This is a genomic window from Celeribacter naphthalenivorans, assembly GCF_020524585.1.
Classification (GTDB): domain Bacteria; phylum Pseudomonadota; class Alphaproteobacteria; order Rhodobacterales; family Rhodobacteraceae; genus Celeribacter; species Celeribacter naphthalenivorans.
In genome coordinates this window covers 208,711-227,474 of sequence record NZ_JAIVLK010000003.1, presented here as the reverse complement: position 1 = coordinate 227,474, position 18,764 = coordinate 208,711, and the positions used below count along the sequence as shown (strand labels likewise).

General features: G+C 60.6%; 16 protein-coding genes. 8 read left to right on the top strand and 8 right to left on the bottom strand.

Annotated features, from left to right (window positions below; all coding sequences use genetic code 11):
* Positions 1 to 8 precede the first annotated feature (8 nt).
* Both LC094_RS07715 and LC094_RS07710 read left to right on the top strand, forming a co-directional pair.
* Complete coding sequence (locus tag LC094_RS07715) at positions 9 to 293, top strand: YiaA/YiaB family inner membrane protein (RefSeq protein WP_226551394.1); 285 nt, start codon at positions 9 to 11, stop codon at positions 291 to 293.
* Positions 294 to 358: 65 nt separating this feature from the next.
* A complete protein-coding gene (locus tag LC094_RS07710; RefSeq protein ID WP_226551392.1) occupies positions 359 to 1,336 on the top strand; it encodes an Lnb N-terminal periplasmic domain-containing protein in 978 nt (325 codons plus the stop codon).
* Between the two features lie 81 nt (positions 1,337 to 1,417).
* Here the strand turns inward: LC094_RS07710 and LC094_RS07705 are convergent, their stop codons facing one another.
* The 5 genes from LC094_RS07705 to lsrA all read right to left on the bottom strand — a co-directional run bounded on the left by LC094_RS07705 (position 1,418) and on the right by lsrA (position 7,234).
* Entirely contained in the window at positions 1,418 to 2,659 is a 1,242-nt protein-coding gene (locus LC094_RS07705; protein ID WP_226551390.1) for a class II aldolase/adducin family protein, read from the bottom strand.
* Between the two features lie 63 nt (positions 2,660 to 2,722).
* Positions 2,723 to 3,739, bottom strand: coding sequence for an autoinducer 2 ABC transporter substrate-binding protein LsrB (lsrB, locus tag LC094_RS07700; protein WP_226551388.1), 1,017 nt, complete (start codon positions 3,737 to 3,739; stop codon positions 2,723 to 2,725).
* Between the two features lie 36 nt (positions 3,740 to 3,775).
* A complete protein-coding gene (locus LC094_RS07695; RefSeq protein WP_226551386.1) occupies positions 3,776 to 4,759 on the bottom strand; it encodes an ABC transporter permease subunit in 984 nt (327 codons plus the stop codon).
* Positions 4,756 to 5,766 carry an ABC transporter permease subunit gene (locus tag LC094_RS07690; RefSeq protein ID WP_226551384.1) on the bottom strand — a complete coding sequence of 337 codons (1,011 nt, stop codon included), beginning with the start codon at positions 5,764 to 5,766 and terminating at the stop codon, positions 4,756 to 4,758. The genes LC094_RS07695 and LC094_RS07690 overlap by 4 nt, the downstream gene beginning before the upstream one ends.
* Positions 5,759 to 7,234 carry an autoinducer 2 ABC transporter ATP-binding protein LsrA gene (lsrA, locus tag LC094_RS07685; protein WP_226551382.1) on the bottom strand — a complete coding sequence of 492 codons (1,476 nt, stop codon included), beginning with the start codon at positions 7,232 to 7,234 and terminating at the stop codon, positions 5,759 to 5,761. The genes LC094_RS07690 and lsrA overlap by 8 nt, the downstream gene beginning before the upstream one ends.
* Before the next feature lie 253 nt (positions 7,235 to 7,487).
* Between lsrA and LC094_RS07680 the strand changes: the two genes are divergently transcribed.
* Genes LC094_RS07680 through LC094_RS07670 form a run of 3 tightly spaced genes read left to right on the top strand, consistent with a single transcriptional unit; the run spans position 7,488 to position 10,282 of the window.
* Positions 7,488 to 8,417, top strand: coding sequence for a sugar-binding transcriptional regulator (locus LC094_RS07680; protein ID WP_226551380.1), 930 nt, complete (start codon positions 7,488 to 7,490; stop codon positions 8,415 to 8,417).
* A gap of 2 nt (positions 8,418 to 8,419) precedes the next feature.
* Positions 8,420 to 9,949 carry an autoinducer-2 kinase gene (lsrK, locus tag LC094_RS07675; protein ID WP_226551372.1) on the top strand — a complete coding sequence of 510 codons (1,530 nt, stop codon included), beginning with the start codon at positions 8,420 to 8,422 and terminating at the stop codon, positions 9,947 to 9,949.
* A gap of 33 nt (positions 9,950 to 9,982) precedes the next feature.
* Entirely contained in the window at positions 9,983 to 10,282 is a 300-nt protein-coding gene (locus LC094_RS07670; RefSeq protein WP_226551370.1) for an antibiotic biosynthesis monooxygenase, read from the top strand.
* Between the two features lie 188 nt (positions 10,283 to 10,470).
* On the opposite strand, the gene LC094_RS07665 is transcribed toward LC094_RS07670, so the two are convergent.
* The 3 genes from LC094_RS07665 to LC094_RS07655 are packed head-to-tail and all read right to left on the bottom strand — an operon-like array spanning position 10,471 to position 13,006.
* Complete coding sequence (locus LC094_RS07665) at positions 10,471 to 11,247, bottom strand: MetQ/NlpA family ABC transporter substrate-binding protein (protein WP_226551367.1); 777 nt, start codon at positions 11,245 to 11,247, stop codon at positions 10,471 to 10,473.
* 33 nt (positions 11,248 to 11,280) lie between these two features.
* Positions 11,281 to 11,955: a methionine ABC transporter permease gene (locus tag LC094_RS07660; RefSeq protein WP_219784180.1), complete on the bottom strand. Its 675-nt coding sequence runs from the start codon at positions 11,953 to 11,955 to the stop codon at positions 11,281 to 11,283.
* Positions 11,945 to 13,006 carry a methionine ABC transporter ATP-binding protein gene (locus LC094_RS07655; RefSeq protein WP_226551365.1) on the bottom strand — a complete coding sequence of 354 codons (1,062 nt, stop codon included), beginning with the start codon at positions 13,004 to 13,006 and terminating at the stop codon, positions 11,945 to 11,947. Before LC094_RS07655 ends, LC094_RS07660 begins: the two co-directional genes overlap by 11 nt.
* Before the next feature lie 333 nt (positions 13,007 to 13,339).
* On the opposite strand from LC094_RS07655, the gene LC094_RS07650 reads away from it, so the two are divergent.
* From LC094_RS07650 to LC094_RS07640, 3 genes are all read left to right on the top strand, one after another.
* Positions 13,340 to 14,710 carry a sigma-54-dependent transcriptional regulator gene (locus LC094_RS07650; protein ID WP_226551363.1) on the top strand — a complete coding sequence of 457 codons (1,371 nt, stop codon included), beginning with the start codon at positions 13,340 to 13,342 and terminating at the stop codon, positions 14,708 to 14,710.
* Between the two features lie 15 nt (positions 14,711 to 14,725).
* Positions 14,726 to 16,705 carry a sensor histidine kinase gene (locus LC094_RS07645; RefSeq protein ID WP_226551361.1) on the top strand — a complete coding sequence of 660 codons (1,980 nt, stop codon included), beginning with the start codon at positions 14,726 to 14,728 and terminating at the stop codon, positions 16,703 to 16,705.
* A 260-nt stretch (positions 16,706 to 16,965) separates the two neighbouring features.
* Complete coding sequence (locus LC094_RS07640) at positions 16,966 to 18,669, top strand: OFA family MFS transporter (protein WP_226551359.1); 1,704 nt, start codon at positions 16,966 to 16,968, stop codon at positions 18,667 to 18,669.
* Positions 18,670 to 18,764 lie beyond the last annotated feature (95 nt).

Here is an 18,764-nt window from a genome sequence, read left to right as displayed (position 1 = left end):
GACCTAAAATGTCGAAATCCTATTCCTCCAAAGGGTCCAACGCCTGGAACCTCTTCACCTATTTCAACTTTTCCATCGCGGCCCTGATGATGGCCGGCGGCATCTGGTCGCTGGAGGCAAGTTTCTCCGCGAAAGGCTATTACGCCATGGCGGCTCTGATGCTGGTCTATTCGACGGCCTCGATCACCAAGGCGCTGCGCGATAAAGAGGAATCGGAACGGATCTACAATAAGCTTGAAGATGCCCGCACCGAACGCCTGTTGGCCGAAGCCCGCGGCGATACCGACGTGTGATCTTTCTCGGGCGGCCCCGAAAGCTCTGGGCCGCCTGCCAATCTCTTTGCTATGCGAGTTGTCCCATGACCCGTTCGATGAAATATCTGGCCCATGTCCTCTTTGTTCTGATCGTCTTGGCCGGCACGGCCTGGAGCGCGACCGCGCTTTGGTTGCATCTCACCGGCGGGCTGCGTGTGGGGGCGCTCGGTGCCCTGATCGCGATGGCTCTTACGGCGCTGATCCTGCGGTTTAAGCGGGGGCGTCGTTTGGGTTGGGCCACATTGGCGCTGGGCGGCCTTGCGGTGGCGGGGTGGTATCAGACCATCACGCCTGAACAAACGCGCGACTGGGCGATGGATGTGTCCAAAGGCGTGCGGGCCGAGGTCGAGGGCGATCACGTCCGGCTGGCAAATATCCGGGATTTCGAGTGGCAGAGCAAAACCGAGGCAACGCCGCGTTGGATCACGGAAGACTACGATCTGAACGATCTTGAGACGGTCGATATGATCACCTCGGTCTGGGACAATCCCGATATTGCCCATCTCTTGGTAAGTTTCGGCTTTGCCTCGGGTGAAAACGTGGTGTTTTCCGTCGAAATCCGTCGCGAAGCGGATGAGGAATTCAACGAGCTCGGTGGGTTCTTCCGTCAGTTCGAACTGGTCCTGATCGCCGCGACCGAGCGTGACATCGTCAAGCTGCGCACCAATTACCGCAAGGAGCAGGTGCGGCTCTACCCGGTCCATTTGAACGCCGAGCAACGCCGGACCATGTTCCTGTCCTATGTCGAACTGGCGCAGCGCCTCGAAGAAAAGCCGGCCTTTTACAACACGATCACCGCGAATTGCACGACGAGCGTCTGGGCTTTGGCGCTGGCTCTGAAGCCCGACCTGCCGATGGATGAACGTCTGATCCTCTCCGGGCGTTTGCCGGATTACCTGACCGATCTGGGCGTGATCGATGCTGCACCGGCCGAGGAGCGCGATGAAAATGCGCTGATCACGCCGCTGGCGCAAAACGATACCGGCGAGGCCTCCTTTTCCGATGTCATTCGACGCAAATGATCTGACGCTCGCAGCAAGAGACTGTCCCATGCAAAAGGCCACAACGCGAAGGTTGTGGCCTTTCTGACGTGAAAGTCTCGCTCACTTGCGAAGTTTTGCCTGCTCCAGGGACCAATATTCCATATCGAACAGATCGGCCTCCGAGATCGGGGTGAAGCGGTTGTAATCCTCGGCTGCGTTCACGATCCGGGTGGTTTGCTCCAAAAGATCACCGGCAATCTTCGCGGCTTTCTCATTTGCGCCCAGACCGTAAAGACCAACGCCGGGCACCAGAACCGCGCGCGGCAGCGGATCGAGCATGATCTTTTCTTCCGAAGCATTGGGGGCGTTGCGGTCGAAATAGGCTTTGTAGCGGGTCGCGTAATCCGCAAGCGCGCGGGTGATCTCTTCGGCGCCGTCATTGGCGTCAAGGATCATGCCGAAAGGCTTGATGCGGATGACGTGATCCGGTGTCGCCGTGCCGCGTTGCGACAGTTCGACCAGATTTTCGCGCGCCAGATAGGTCCGAATGGACGGGGTGGAGCGGAAATCAAGCGCGGGGGTGTCGCCCAGATGGCCGTCAGCGGCAAGGGCGTCACGCAACGCCTGCGTCAGGGCATCGGGCGCGTCACGATCATTGTCTTGCGGCGGCAGAGCCTCTGCGCCGCGCGCGGCCAGATAGTCCTCGGCCAGCGTCACGAATTCGATCATCAGCTCATAGCTTTCACGCGCCGTCTCCGCGAAGGTGAACAGCCCATGCTGCGCCAGCCAAAGCCCCTCGACATTCGGGTGTTTGTTCAGCGCATCATTGCAGGCGTGGCTGAGGCTATAGCCCGGCATGACATAGGGCACAAAGGCCACGCGGTCGCCGTAAATCTCATGCATCACCGGCTCCATGTCGCTTTGATCGGCGAGCGCGAGAGAGGCCGTCGCATGGGTGTGGTCGACAAAAGCGTGGGGCATATAGGCATGCAGCAGCGCTTCGATCGACGGCGTCGGCGCGCTTGGGTCCAAAAGATTGGCCCGCAACAGCGCCACCATGTCCTCATCCGACATATGCGGGATCTCGCGCGTTTTCAAAAGCGGCTCAAGATGCATCGCGGGAAGGCCGGGCGCTTCGATGTCGCCCAAATCCCAACCGGAGCCTTTCACATGGATCAAATCCTGCCCCTCGGCATCTTTCACTTTGACCGAGGTGTTGCCCCCGCCATGCAAAACGAGATCGGGGTCTTGCCCGATCAGGCGCGAGGTGTAGACCCGCAGGCCAAGTGCAGCGGGCTGCCCCTCTGCCTCGGCGGCCTCGATAAATTTCTGCGCTTCGGTGTCATTCCAGCGGGACAGCATAGGTGGTTCCTTCCATGAAAGAGCGAGGGCGCGAACGCCCCCGCCTGACCTGTGTTTTAGTGTTTAGAAGTCAAAGTTGTCGATGTTTTCGGCGGTGAAAACGGTGCGCTCCGGCAACAGGATGATGCCATTGCCATCGGCCTCATAGTCATAGCCCTGCACCGCGTTGGGCGACACTTCGACCTCGCCGATGCCCGGCACCTCGACTTTGTCGCCAACATTCAGCGGACCGTTCTCAAGCACATGGGCCGCAACGGCGACGGAGATCGCACCCTGTTGCGTCACGTCCCACAGGCCGAAACGCTCGATGGTGCCGCGTTTGACATAGGGGCGCATGACGTTCGGGGTGGAGAAGCCGACGATGGTCACATCGCCTGCACGATCAAGGTTCTCTGCGGCTTGCGCGGAGGCCGGAAGCGCGTTGGCATCGGGGGCGATGATCGCGTCCAGATCCGGGTAGGCGGAGAGGATGCTCTCAGCCGTTTGCAGGGATTTCTGCGCATCGTTGTAGCCGTATTGCGTGGTGACGACTTCCCAACCCGGATGCTCGGCGGCGATCTTGGCTTTGGCCGCTTCCGCCCAGGCGTTCTGGTCGGTCACCGTCGGGGACGAGTAGAAGAAGGCCACTTTGGCGTCCTCTTTGCCCTCAAGACCGTCCTCGGCCATATCGACCAAGAGACCACCCAGCTGCTCAGGTGTGCCTTGGTTGATGTAGTAGGACCGGCACTCCGGGCTGACGTCCGAATCCCATGTCATCACAAGAACATCACGCGCCATCGCCTGTTTCAGCGCCGGGCAAAGACCGTCGGGCGACACAGAAGACAGCACCACGGCGCCGTAGCCCTGATTGACAAAGTTGTTCACGAACTGAACCTGTGCGGAGACGCTGGGCTCCGTCGGGCCGTCATAGGTGACATTGACGCCAAGCTCCTCGCCCATCGCCGTCGCGCCGTTGCCGCCCGAGGTGAAAAAGCCGACCCCGACCAGTTTGGGAATGAACGCGATGTCCTCCGCGGCGGCGGCGTTGACCGCCATCACCCCGGCTGCGATCGCGCCAAGAAATTTTACCGATTTACGCATGGTGTTTCCTCCTCCATTTGAACTTATTTGCACGGGTCAGTTGGTCTGACCTGGGCGCACCGGGATAATTGCGCTCAACAGCGCGAGACCGTGGCGAAACGCCACGACAATCACCAGAAGCGCCCCGGACAGCGCGCTGGAAATCTGACTGGGGACGCCGCTCATTTGCAGGCCCTGTTGCAGGTAGCCGATGACGAATGTGGCGATGATCGTGCCCAGAACTGAGCCTTTGCCACCATAGATCGACGCGCCGCCGAGCACCGCCGCCGTGATGGCTGGCAACAGTGTTGCGCCGCCCAGATCGACGCGCGCCGATCCGAAATAGGCCGAGAGCAACAGCCCTGCGAGTGCTGCGGCCAGACCGGTGAGCACATAGGTCCACATCTGGACGCGGAACACGGGCATGCCCGAATGACGCGCGGCGTCTTCGTTTTGGCCGATCTGGAACACCAGCCGCCCAAAGCGCGTCATGTGCAGCAAGACCAAAAGCACGGCAGAGAAGCACAGGAAGACAAAAAGCGGCATCGGCAGGCCGAACATTTGCGCATAGCCAAGCCCGGTGAAGGCGGCCGGAAATCCGCCGATCCCCTCATAGCCATTCGCCCCCACAACGCCCGACAAAACGGTCGCGGCCCCTGAGAACATATAGAGAGAGCCCAAGGTGACGACCAAAGGTTGCAACCGCGTCAGGCGAATGATCGTGGCGTTCAAAAGACCCGCCAACGCGCCGGTGGCAAAGCCGACCGTCAAAGAGGCCGCCAGAGGCAGGCCAAAGAAATTGGCGATCCCGAAGGTGATGGCACAAAGCCCGACGGTGGAGGCGAAGCTCACGTCAATGCCGCCCGCAATGATCACGAGGGTCAAAGGCACGGCGACGATCCCGACTTGCACGAAATCCGAGGTCCCGAACAAAAGCGAGCTGGGCCGCAAAAAGCGTGGGTTGATCATGCCAAAGATGATGAGTTCGAGAGCGAGCAGGGCGAGAAGCAGAACTTCCCAGCGCAGAATGAGCTTTTTCATGCCGCATCCTCCAGCGTTTTGGATTGGGGTGTCGGGGCCTCACCGCGGTGATAGCGGGCCGCACGATCTCGGGCTTCGAGCGCAATGCGCAACCGGCCATCGATCAGCAAGACGGTCAAAAGCATGGCGCCACCGATCAGATCGTTCCAATAGGCCGGGATTTTGAGGAACACGAGGGCGGTGTCGATCGAGGTGAAAAAGATCACGCCGATCACCACGCCTGCGACCGTTCCGACGCCGCCCAAAAGGCTGATGCCGCCCAAAACCAGCGCCGCAATCGCACGCAACTCGATGCCGGTGCCGGCCTGGTTCGGCACAAATCCGATCTGCGCGGCAAAGGTGATGCCGGCAAGTGCGGCCATGCCGCCGCCCCAGACAAAGGCGAGAAATTCGATCCGCTTCACCGGCAGGCCCAAGTGGCGTGCCGCCGCGCGGTTGTCGCCGACCACCATGACCCAGCGCCCGCGTCGTGCCCGCAAAAAGGCCCAGACAGCAACGATCACAACCATGGTGCACAGGCCCATTACGGACAGCCCGCCGATGGATTTCGCGCCAAGCGCCTTGAGCGTTTCCGGCAGTTCTTCGATCCACTCCCCGCCCGTCGCGATGAGCATCACGCCACGGAACAGGCCCAGTGTGCCAAGCGTTGCCACAATCGAGGGCACGCCAAGCACGGCGACCAAAACCCCGTTGACCGCCCCAGCGGCAAGGCCCGCGCCAAGGGTCAGGGCAATGGCCACCGGCATGGCGAACCCGGCATTGAGGGACAGGCCAAGCGTGACCGCCGAAAGCCCCAGAACCGAGCCGCCGGAGACGTCGATATTGCGAGTTAGAATGACCGGAAAGACGCCCAATGCGATCAGCATGAGCACCAGCCCGTTCGACCAGATCATCGTTGCCGTGCTCGGCGCCAAAAATCCGGGTGCCGCCGCGCCAACGGCCAAAAGCACGGCGATGGTGACGAGCAAAAGTGTCGCGACGCGGTCGCGGGCGATCCAGTTAAGCATGGGTGGTCTCCTTGGACTCGAAGGCCAGTTGCCCGATGGCGTCGGTCGAGGCCCCTGCGGGCAATTCACCGGCCAGATGCCCGCCCGCCATCACCGCAATCCTGTCGGACAGGCGCACCACCTCGTCGAAATCGGATGAAATCACAATGACGGAGGTGCCTGCGGCGGCGAGGTCTTCGATGATGCGATAAATGTCGTTGCGCGCGCCGACATCGACGCCGCGGGTCGGCTCGTCGAGGATCAACAGCTTTGGCTCAGCGGCGAGACATTTCGACAAAAGCACTTTTTGCTGATTGCCGCCCGACAGGCTGTTCACGGGTTGATCGGCGCTGGCGCATTTGATGCCGAGACTTTTGCGATAGGTCTCGAAACGGGTCTGTTCGCGCCCCGGCCGCAAAAAGAAGGGCAGGCGGTGATAGACGAAAGACGAGGTGTTCCAATAGAGCGGCGCTTCGAGGAAGAGGCCGTATTGCTGGCGGTCTTCGGACAGATGCACGATGCCTTGCTTGACGGCGTCGCTCGGTTTGGTCGCGTGGAACGGACGGCCTTCGAGAAGAACCTCTCCGCCAGAACGCGGTCTGAGACCGACGAGAGTCTCGGCCAGTTCGGTCCGGCCCGCGCCGACAACGCCCGTCAGACCCAGAACTTCACCGCGATGCACCTCAAGAGAAATGTCGACAAAGCCTTCGCCGCTCAAGTGCGACAGCTGCAGGACCTTCTCTTCTGACACAATCTTGCCTTCGACACGGTCATTGAGCGCGGTCACGCCGGGGCTCATGGCGGCCAGAATCTCCGCATCTGTGCTCTGCGCCATCTCGGCGCTATGCACGACAAAGCCGTCCCGCAAAACGGTGATCCGGTCGGAAACGGCGCGCAATTCGTGCAGCTTGTGCGAGATGAACACGAGGCCATGACCGGACTCGCGCAGGCTTTTCATGCGGGTGAACAGGGTGTCCACCTCATGCGGCGTGAGCGCGGAGGTCGGTTCGTCGAGGATCAGGACTTTCGCATCGCGAATGAGCCCGCGCAGAATCTCGACGATTTGCCGATCCGCGATCTCAAGCGTCGCGGCTTTGGTCTCAAGCCGGAGCGTCACGCCCATGCGGGCAATCAGATCTTTCACGCGGCTGCGATAGGCGCTGGCGGCCTGCGGCAGGCCGATGCAGACATTTTCGAGCACGGATTGGTTCGGAAAAATATGCGCCTCTTGCGGCACAAGGTAGAGCCCCATGGCCTGCGCCTGCGCCGGGGTGGCGGGTGACAAGGCTGCGCCGCCGATCTGCACTTGGCCGCCGGTGGCCGGCACCAGCCCGGCCAGAATCTTCATCAACGTGGATTTGCCTGCGCCGTTTCCACCCAAAAGCGCATGGACCTCTCCTTTGCGCACGGAAAAATCCACGCCCTTCAGGACGGCCACCGGACCATAGTTTTTCGAGACGGAGACAAGCTCCGCAAGGGTCGGTTTCATGTCGCCTCCTCAACGCCATCGAGACCTGCATCTGAGGGTGAAGCCGCAGGTTTGGCGGCACGAGTCACTGATCAGATGTTTCAGTTAATATCATCTGCTCAGTCCGAGACCTGTCTGTCAATATGTAAATTGCCCATAAACTCGCCGCAACGCGGCAATTTTGGTGTAAAAATAGGCATATTGACATGATCAAATGTATTTGCAAAAAATAAAAAAACTTACCGAAGCCGAAAGGGCGCAGAGGATGGCGGACATGAACGAGACCAACGGGGACGCGGCTTTACTCGCGCGTGTTGCGTGGCTCTATTACAATGACGGCCTGACCCAAGGTGAGATCGGCGCGCTTCTCAATCTGTCCCGAATCAAGGTTTCGCGCCTGCTCGACGCGGGCCGGACCTCTGGTCTCATTCAGTTGAGCATCAATTCGCGGGAACAGGGCTGTCTTGAGCTTGAAACCCGCATGCGTGCGCAATTCGGCCTCAGCGATTGCCGTGTCATTCCCGAAAGCACTTCGGAAGACATCAATATGCGTGTCGGCCAAGCAGCGGCGCAGTATCTGATGCAAAAACTGCAGCCCGGCGACAGTCTGTCGGTCGGCTGGGGCGAAACTGTCGCGCATTCGATCCGAATGCTCGGCTACACGGCGCAAGAGCGCGGCGTTGGTCTCTATTCTCTGACGGGGGGCGTGAAGACCTATGTCGAGGGGATGCGTGAGGCCAATTGGCATCGCAACGTCAATATCATCCCGGCCCCGCTTGTGGTTTCGACCCCCGAACTGGCGCAGGCGCTGATGCAGGAGCCGTCCGTGTCCTCGCTGATCTCGAAGGCGCTGGAGGCCGAGTATAAACTTGTGGGCATCGGTGGGCTGAGCGAAACCGCGACTGTTGTGAATCAGGGCTATCTCGCGCCCGGTGAAATCGACCCGCTGCGCCGCCTCGGCGCACGTGGCGACATTTTGTGCCGCTTCTACGATCGCACCGGCCAAGACATCAGCCTGCCGCTGCATGACTGCGTCGTTGGCGTCGATCTTGAACAGCTCAGAACCTCCGAGAAAGTGATTGCCGCCGCGGGTGGCCCCACCAAGACCGGACCAATCCTCTCCGCTCTGCGCGGAGAAATCATCGACATTCTGGTGACCGACGAGCCGACCGCCTTGGCTTTGCTCGACGCCGTGGAAGGGTAAACATGCAATATTTTCTCGCATTCGACGCAGGCACCGGCTCCGGTCGCGCCGTTTTGTTCGATCAAACCGGTGCCGAGGTCGGCGCCGTCGGGCAGGAATGGTGGCACAAAAGCGATCCGCGTTTTCCCGGGTCGATGGATTTCGACACCCAAGGCAACTGGAGCACGCTCGCACGGTGCTGTCGTGAGTTGATCGCCAAAACCGGCGTCGATCCGAAAGACATTAAGGCGGTGAGCGCGACCGCGATGCGCGAGGCCTTTGTTTTGCACGATGCGCAGGGCGACGAGATCTGGGCCTGCGCCAATGTGGATGCGCGCGCGGATGCCGAAGTGCGCGGCCTCAAGGCGGATCATCCCGGCCTCGAAGAAGACATTTACGCGCTGTCGGGTCAGACCTATGCGCTGGGCGCTTTGCCGCGCCTGATCTGGTTGCGCAGCCATATGCCCGAGGTGTTCGAGAATGCCCGTGCGCTCACGATGCTGTCGGATTGGGTGCTGTATCGGCTCTCCGGCGCGCTGTCGTCCGAGCCGTCGAATGCCGGCACAACCGGTCTCATCGGCCTGACGGATCGCGCCCCCGTGGCGGCAGCGTTCGAGGTTGCGGGGCTGTCGCCGGATCTGATGCCGCGCTCTGTCTCGACGGGCGAAGTCGTCGGTCAAGTGCATGCAAAAGCCGCCGAGGTGACCGGCCTTGCTGTGGGCACCTTGGTCGTTGCAGGCGGCGGTGATTGCCAGACCGGCGCGCTCGGGCTTGGCGTCGTCAACGAGGGCGATTGCGCGGTTCTGGGTGGCACCTTCTGGCAACAGGTCGTCAATGTACCGCTGTCTCTGCGCGATCCGACGATGAATTTGCGGATCAATCCGCATGTCGTGCCGGGGCTCAATCAAGCCGAAGCGATCAGCTTTTTCACCGGCGCCGTGATGCGTTGGTTCCGCGATGCTTTCGGGCAAGGCAAAAGCTATACGGAGCTGGAGGCCGCCTCGAAATCCGTTCCGCCGGGGGCGCATGGGATCATCCCGATCTTTTCGGATGTGATGCGCTATGGTGAATGGTTCCACGCGGCGCCCTCTCTGCTCAATCTCTCGATTGATCCCGAGACCTCCGGCCCCGCCGCCATTTTCCGTGCCTTGCAGGAAAACGCCGCCATCGTGGCCCATCGCAATCTGAAAGCGGTGTTCGAGCTGTCCGGCAAGCAACCGGAGCGCATCGTCTTTGCCGGGGGCGCGTCGAAATCGGCGCATTGGGCGCAAATTCTGGCGGATGTGACCGGCCTTCCGGTCGTTACCCCGAAGGTCAAGGAAGCCACCGCGCAGGGCTGTGCCATCGCGGCGGCGACAGGGGCGTCACTGTTCTCGTCGTTGACCGAAGGTGGTGCCGCCTGGTCTGCGCTTGAAGCCGAATTCACCCCCAATGCAGACCTCAAACCCCTCTACGACGAAGCGGGCTCACGCTGGGAGCGGGCCTACGCCGCGCAGCGTGACTTGGTCACGTCGGGGATCACCACGTCAATGTGGCAAGCGCCGGGCACCTGATCGCCCCAACATTATCTTTCGAAAGGCTCACACATGCTGATTCAACTCGTGAATATTAAAGTGCAAGAAGGCACGCGGGACACGTTTCTCGAAGCCTTCACCATCAATTGCGAAGGCACCCGCAAAGAGGCCGGGAACATTCGTTTCGATCTTTTGCATGACCCCGAAGACGAGAATAATTTCTTTGTCTACGAAATCTTTGAAAGCGAAGCGGCGCTCGATGAGCATCGCAAGACGGAGCATTATCAGACCTGCGTGAAGATGATCGATCCGATCACGCTGGGCGGTCGTTCCAAGACCTACTTTACGCCGGTGCTAGTTCAGGACGCATAAAATGATTGGCATGGGCAAGCGTTTGCGGATTGCCCATGCTGGTCTTCTGTCTGCGCGATCCTGCTTTTCGCGCCGCGTGCCGATCCTTGGCGCAGATGAAAAAAACGCCGCCCGATGCAGGGCGGCGTTTCGATATTCAGACAGGCGACACGGTCAGGACGTCGCCTGAGCCATGCCAAAGTGGCCTCTTACCAAGAGGTGATCACCGCGCCATCATAGCTGTCTTCGATAAAGGCTTTGACCTCATCAGTGTGATAGGCGTCCACAAGGGTTTTCACCCAAGGCAGGTCCTCGTCACCCTTGCGCACAACGATCACGTTCACATAGGGGCTTTCGGCCTTTTCCATCGCGATGGCATCGTCTTTCGGGCTCAGACCCGAGGCGATGGCGTAATTGGTGTTGATGATCGCGATGTCGGCATCCGACAGGGTGCGCGGCAGTTGGGCGGCGTCCAGTTCGAGGAACTTGAGGCCCTTGGGGTTGTCCTGCACGTCGAGCGGGCTCGGCACGAGACCGGTGCCTTCGGCGAGCGTCACCAGACCGAGGTCTTGCAACAGCAACAAAGCACGGCCGCCATTGGTCGGGTCGTTCGGGATCGCAACTTTCGCACCGTCTTCGAGGGTGGCGAGATCTTCGATCTTGTCGGAATAGATGCCCATCGGCGTGGTGATTGTGTTGCCCACGACGACCAGTTCAAAGCCGCGGTCCTTCATCTGGTTGTCCAGATAGGGCACGTGCTGGAAGGAGTTGGCTTCGATGTCGCCATCGGCCAGCGCGGTGTTCGGGATCACGTAGTCGGAGAATTCCACCACGTCGATGTCGAGGCCCATCGGGGCGGCGACTTTGGCGACTTCTTCCATGATTTCAGCATGTTCGCCGGGGGACACGCCGACTTTGATCTCTTCGGCCATAGCGACAGAGGCCATGAGGGCGAGAACGGAGGAAAGTGTTGCAACGCGCAGCATGTGTAAACTCCTTATGATGCGGTTCAGATAGGGTTATTGACCGCGCCCCTTGGGGGCACGTTTGTCCACGCGGGCGGCAATCCATTCACCGATGGACTGCACAAGCTGGACGAGAACAATGAGAATGACGACCACCACGGCCATGACATCGGGCATGAAGCGCTGATAACCGTAACGAATACCGAGATCGCCAAGTCCTTCACCGCCCACGGCGCCGACCATGGCGGAATAGCCGATGAGGCTCACCACGGCGAGCGTGAGGCCGAGCGTGATCGCGGGCAAGGCTTCGGGGATCAGCACCTTGCGGATGATCTGGAACGGGGTCGCCCCCATGGCGCGCGCCGCCTCGATGAGCCCGCCATCGACCTCGCGGATGGCATTTTCCACCAGCCGCGCGATGAAGGGCACAGCGGCAATGGTCAGCGGCACGATCGCGGCGGTGGTGCCGATCGAGGTGCCCGCAATGGCGCGGGTGAAGGGGATGATCGCCACAACGAGAATGATGAACGGCACGGACCGCGTGGCGTTGACCACGAGGCCCAGAACCTTGTTCACCCAAGGCGAGGACAAAAGCTCCCCGCGTTGAGAGATCGCCAGAAACACGCCCAGAGGCAGGCCGAACAGGGTCCCCAGAAGGGTCGAGATCGCCACCATGTAAAGCGTCTGACCGGTCGCTTCGATCAAAAGGTTGATGAGATTAGCCGACATAGCCAAGCACCTCCGTCAAAAGCCCGTGACGTTCCAGATAGGCCCGCGCCTCATCGCCTTTGGTGGCGTCGAGCGAGACCAGAAGGTTGCCGAAGGGCTGCGTGCCGATCTCTTCGACCGCACCGGCGAGAATATTGACCTCGATCCCCAGATCGCGGGTCAAAAGCGCCAACATCGGATCGGTCGCATGTTTGCCGGAGAAGGTCACGCGCACCACTTCCTCGCCGCCCGACGTCGGACGTTCCGCGATGATTTTATCTTTGATAAAGGCGGGCAAAGTGACCCCCGTCACACCGGACAGGAAAGACCGCGTGGTCGGATGTTGCGGCGCGGTGAAAACGTCATAGGTCGTTCCGGCCTCGACGATCTGGCCGCCCTCGATCACGGCGACATGGCTGGCGATGTCACGCACCACGGCCATTTCATGGGTGATCAAAAGGATGGTCAGCCCGAGATCGCGATTGATGTCTTTCAACAGCGACAACACGGTTTGCGTGGTCTCCGGGTCGAGCGCCGAGGTGGCTTCGTCGGAGAGCAGGATTTTCGGCTCGGTCGCCAAGGCACGGGCGATGCCGACACGCTGTTTCTGGCCGCCGGACAATTCGGACGGGTAGCGATCCGCCTGCGCCGTCAGCCCGACACGGTCGACAAGATCGGCCACGCGGGTCTTGATCTCCGCGCCTCCGATGCCCGCAATTTCCAGCGGCAAAGCGATGTTCTCGGAGACCGTGCGCGAGGACAAGAGGTTGAAATGCTGGAAAATCATCCCGACGTCGCGCCGAATGGCCCGCAGCTTGGCGCCGCGCGCGGTGCCCACGTCCTGATCGCCGACCAGCACCTTGCCCGAGGTCGGACGCTCCAGCCCGTTGACCATGCGCAGCATCGTGGACTTGCCCGCGCCCGAACGCCCGATGATGCCGGTGATCGTCCCGGCCTCGACGGTGAGGGAGACATCGCTGATCGCGGAAACGGTTCCCCCGCCCGGTTTGGCAAAGGATTTTCCGACCGTGTCGAATATGATGGAGGCCGCTTGGCCGTCGTGTGAGGTCATGGTTTTGATTCCAAAGGCCCTGATCTATCCCGGGCTGTAGACCTGAATGCGCCCCAAGGTTCAAGCCGCGTGGCTCAATAAACCAAGCCTGCCCCTGCGCCTGTCTCGGTTCTGGCCCGTCGAAACGTCCCGACGCTTGCCCGGAATGCAAACATCTGTCCGACGACACCTGCGCCCTAGGATACAGGTCGTTTTAGATCGAATGGTCAAACCGGGATATCCTTCTTTTCCGTCAAATTTCATCTGTCGAGCGGGTCTGTGCGCCAATTGATCCGACACCCTGCCGAAAAAGGAGGATACCGTTCTGTGCAAAACGCGATAAAGAGGGGGGCAATGACGGATCAAACGCACAAAAAGCAAGACATGGGACAAGAGGCCGGCACAGCTTTCGGGCCGGATTTGGCCAAGGCCTCCGTCCTCGTGGTCGATGACGAACTGGGCATGCGCCATTTCCTGAAAAAAGCGCTGTCCACCAAATGTCGCCACGTCGATGTGGCCGCGACCCCTGCCGAGGCGTCTGCCTTTCTCGACGGGGAAAGCTATGATGTCATCATGCTCGACAACATCATGCCGGGGATGACCGGGCTCGAATGGTTGGCGGATCAATGGCAGATCGGGTTGCGCTCCGACATCATCCTGATGACCGCCTATGCCGATCTCGACACCGCGATCGAAGCCCTGCGTCTGGGCATCAGCGATTTCCTGTTGAAACCGTTCCATTCCAATCAGGTGTTGAACGCGATCTCCAAAAGCCTCGCTAAAACCGCGTTGAAACGGCAGAACACCGTGCTGCGTCAAGAATTGGCGGCGGGCAGCGATTTGTTGCGGCAGCGCGATACCTTTGTCGGCTCGTCGCAAGCGGCGCAGACCCTGCGCGACACCATTGAACGCGCCGCCCAGATCAACGCGCCTGTGGTGATCGAGGGGGAAACCGGCACCGGCAAACATATCGCCGCGCGGATGCTGCACAGCGTCTCGCCCCGTGCGCATAAGCCTTTCGCATGGTTGCCCTGTTTCGGGATCAGTTTCGAAGACTTTCGCGAGCGTCTGTTCGGGCGTGTCGACAGGTCTGTCAGCTCCGGCGAAGGTATTCTCAACACGGCAGAGGGTGGCGTTCTCTTTCTCGAAGACGTCGATCTGCTCCCGCCCGCGGGGCAGAATTTGTTGGTCGAATGGCTCAGCACCGGGCGGTTTCAGCCGGTCGGCGGTGGCCGCAGTTTTCAGACCGACATTCGTGTCGTTTGTTGCTCCAAAGGCAACATGAAACAGGCGGTCGAAGACGGCAGCTTCCGCACCGATCTGTTCTATCTATTGAATGTGCATGAGGTCTGGATCCCGCCGTTGCGCGAACGTCCCTCCGATGTCATCGAAATCGCGGAGTTCTTTCTCACATCGCTCTCGGCGCGCATGGGGGCCGTGGCGCCTGACATATCGGCAAGCGACAAACGCCGCCTCATGGCGCATGACTGGCCCGGCAATGTGATGGAGCTGCGCAACGTGGTGGAGCGCGCGATCATTCAAGGCGGCTTTGAACGCGCCCTCCAAGATGTCGGCAGCACGGAAACCGAGAGCCTCGAGGCCGTGGAGCAGCGGCACATTCTCAATGTCTTGCAAGCCTGCGGCGGCAACAAGGCCGAAGCCGCGCGCATCCTTGGCGTGGCGCGCAAGACCATTGATCGCAAATGTCAGGCCTGGGGCCTCTAACGCGATGATGCGCGCATGACCGCCCTGATCGCCCGCCTCAAAGCCCAGGTTCGGCTCAAACTTCTGGTGCTGGCGCTGCTGCCGATTGCCGTGCTGTTGCCGATCTTTCTGGGCGTGACCATGTGGCATTGGCTCGGGCGGTTCGACGCGCTTTTGACTGAGAAAGTCACCAGCGACCTGCGCATCGCAGAGCAATATTTCGTCAAGATCGAAGAGGCGCAGGCCCAGAGCATCGCCGCCATCGGCAACGCGCGGCAATTCTCCGATGCGAGGGCCGAGGGCGAGGGAGCGTTGGCGGAGTTTCTCGACCGCAGGCGGGATCAGATCGGGTTGGATTTCCTCATCATGGAAACCGATGGTGCCCGCACGCCCGAGCCGGTGCAGACCTTGCTCCAGCGCGATCGCGACCGTGACATGCAGTCCGGCCTGATCGTGGCTTCTCCCGCTGAGATGGCGCTTTGGGGGGATGGTCTAGCTGACCGTGCCCGCCTGCCGATCCGCGACACCGATGGGGCGCGCCCGACAGACCGCGCCTTTGAGGAGCGGGGTCTGATCCTTTGGGCGGCCTATCAGATAGAGGGCGGCTATCTCTTCGGTGGGCGGCTGTTGAACCGCAATCTCGATGTGATCGACCGGATGAACGCGCTGGTCTATGGCGGGGATGAGGCGGCGCCGTCGGATGCGGGCACCACGACGCTCTTTCTCGATGATGTGCGCATTTCCACCAATGTGCGCCTTTTCGAAGGCGAGCGCGCCTTGGGCACGCGTGTCACCGAAGTGGTCTGGCACAAGGTCGTCGAGCGTGGTGAAACATGGCTCGACCGCGCTTTCGTCGTCAATGACTGGTATATTTCCGGCTATATGCCGCTGACCGATGTCACCGGCGCGCGGGTCGGTATGCTCTATACCGGCTTTCTCGAACAACCCTACAAGGATCAGCGCAACGGCACGGTTCTGGCGCTTGGGCTGGCGTTTCTTGCCGTGCTCTTTCTGGCTGTGCCGATCTTCTTGCGGATGGCACGCGATGTCTTCGCGCCTCTGGAGCGCATGACCTCGACGATGCAGCAGGTGGAGCGCGGCGATCTGAGGGCCCGGATCGGCAAGATGGAATCCGAGGACGAGATCGGCGCCGTGGCCCGCCACCTCGACCGCCTGCTCGATCAGGTCAAAGACCGCGACGAGGCACTCAGGCAATATAACGATCAGCTCAACGATCTGGTGGATATGCGCACGCAGGAATTGCGCGCCGCCAATGAAAAGCTCGAAGAAACCTATGCGCAACTGATCCTCAAGGAAAAGCTGGCCTCCTTGGGGGAGATCACCGCTGGTGTGGCGCATGAGATCAACAATCCGATTGCGGTCATTCAGGGCAATATGGAGCTTTTGCGGATGAGCCTCAGTGAGGAGATGAAGGCCGAGGTCGCGATGGAGCTGGACCTGATCGAGGCCCAGACCCGCCGCATCAATGTCATCGTCGGCAAGCTGTTGAGCTTTTCGCGCTCAGGCGAGATGTCCGATCATTCCTCTTTGGTGAACGTCAAAGACGCGGTCGACAGTGCGTTGATCCTCGTGGCTGCCGATCTGCGCAAACACAATATCGAGACGCGGCGCATCGACCGCGATGTGCCCCCCATCGAGATCGTCGAAAACGAATTGCAACAGGTGCTGGTCAACCTCTTCATCAACGCCGCCCAAGCGATGGCTAAGGGCGGCACGCTGACGGTCGAGCTTCAAGAGACCCTGCGGGGCGACAGGCCGGGCGTTGAAATCCGGGTGTCAGACACCGGCGCGGGGATTCCCGCCGATCAAATCGCCCATATTTTCGATCCGTTTTTCACCACGAAACAGGCCGAAGGCACCGGATTGGGGCTGTCGATCAGCCAGGCTTTGATGGAGCGCGCGGGCGGAAACATCACTGTGGAGAGCATATGCGGGCGCGGCACGATTTTTTCTGTCTGGTGTCCGGCTGCGTCATTCTGTCCGGAGGACATCTGAAACGGTATGCAAATGTGGACATTTTGTCCGATGCCCCTCGGTGCAAGGAGGGCAATATGGGACATTTCGACATTTCTGCGCCGCAGATAGATCTCATAACGCACTGTTTATAAATATTATTTTAGTTTGACACTACAAGACGTGGAATGGCAATTCCCGACACACGGCGCGACATCTGGTCGCGGAGTGACGCGTGATCCCCCAGCGGGACAAACGCAATAAGGGGACCAAAGAGCCCCATTTGATCGGAGGACAGTCACATGTCAGATTCAGCAGCCGGGCCGCTTGGGTTCCTGCGTAAAGAGAATATCGTCGCCCCCGAGGGCTACAACCGCTGGCGCGTGCCGCCGGCATCCATCGCCATTCACCTGTGCATCGGCTCGGTCTACGCCTGGTCGCTGTTCAACCCCGCGCTGACCCGCGAGTTCGGCGTTCTGGCCCCGGCCGCGAACGACTGGTCGCTGTCGTCTGTGGTCTGGATCTTCTCCGTGGCCATCGTGTTCCTGGGCCTGTCTGCGGCCTTCGGCGGCAAATGGCTCGAAAAAGTCGGCCCCCGTTTCGTGGGCGTTGTCGCTGGCTTTTGCTGGGGCGGCGGCTTCCTGATCGGCTCCATCGGCATCGCCACACACCAGCTCTGGCTGATCTATCTGGGCTATGGCGCCATTGGCGGTATCGGTCTTGGCCTCGGCTATGTCTCGCCCGTGTCGACGCTTCTGCGCTGGTTCCCGGACCGTCGCGGCATGGCGACCGGCATGGCGATCATGGGGTTCGGCGGCGGCGCAATGGTCGGGAAAGTCCTGATCGATTGGCTGTTGAACACCTTCCAAAAAGCCCCTGAATTCCTCGGTGCAGAAGGCGCTGTGGCGCTGATCACCGAAGGCGGCAAACGCTTTGCGGAAACCGCGAATGGCACCGTCGAAGTCATCGTCGCGACCGCCGCCCAAGCCGCGCCCTTCGGTGGCGACGCGGGTGTCTATGTCGTCGGCACCGGCGACACCGGCGCAGCCGCAACCTTTGTGACGCTCGGCATCATCTATTTCATCGTGATGCAAATCGCCTCCTTCCAGTACCGCGTGCCTGCGAAAAACTGGAAACCGGCGGGTTGGGAACCGAAACAGACGGCCTCCGGCATGGTCTCCGACAACCACGTGCACATCGACCAAGCGCTCAAGACGCCGCAATTCTGGCTGATGTGGATCGTGCTCTGCTTCAACGTGACCGCCGGGATCGGTGTGATCGGCGTGGCGAAAACCATGATGGACGAAATCTTCGGCAACCTGCCGCTCGTCACCGCGGCCTTCGCCAGCACCTATGTGTTCATGATCTCCGTCTTCAACATGGTTGGCCGCTTCTTCTGGGCCTCCACCTCGGACTTCATCGGGCGCAAGACCACCTACCACATCTTCTTCGTTCTGGGCACCGCGCTCTACCTCTCCGTCCCGTTCTGGGCCTCCATGGGTGGCACCCCTGCCCTCATCGGCTTCTACGCGGCGACCATGGTGATCTTCACCATGTATGGCGGCGGTTTCGCGACCATCCCGGCCTATCTCGCAGATGTGTTCGGTACCTTCCACGTTGGCGGCATCCACGGGCGTCTTCTGACCGCATGGGCCACCGCCGGTGTGCTTGGTCCGCTCGCGATCACCACGCTGCGCAACGTGTCGCGTGAAAACGCCATCGCCGATCTCGCGGCACAGGTCGATCCGGCCACCTTCGCCGAGAAATTCGGTGCGCCAGTGGCACAGCTGAGCGATCTCGTGGCGGCCAAAACCGTGACCATCGCGAACCTTCTGGAAATCGCACCGGCGGGCACCATCGACCCGACCTCCACGCTCTACAACACCACGATGTATTGCATGGCCGGTCTTCTGGTCGTCGCCTTCTTCGCGAACCTGCTGATCCGTCCGGTGCATGAAAAGCACCACGTCAGCCGGACACACCCGGAAGCGGTGGCCGCTGAGTAAACACTCAAACCTCTGAAATGAGATCGCGCGGGGCTGCTCTTTTGAGCGGCCCCGCGTCATGTCCCCCAAAACAAGCGCAAAGCATGGGATACGCA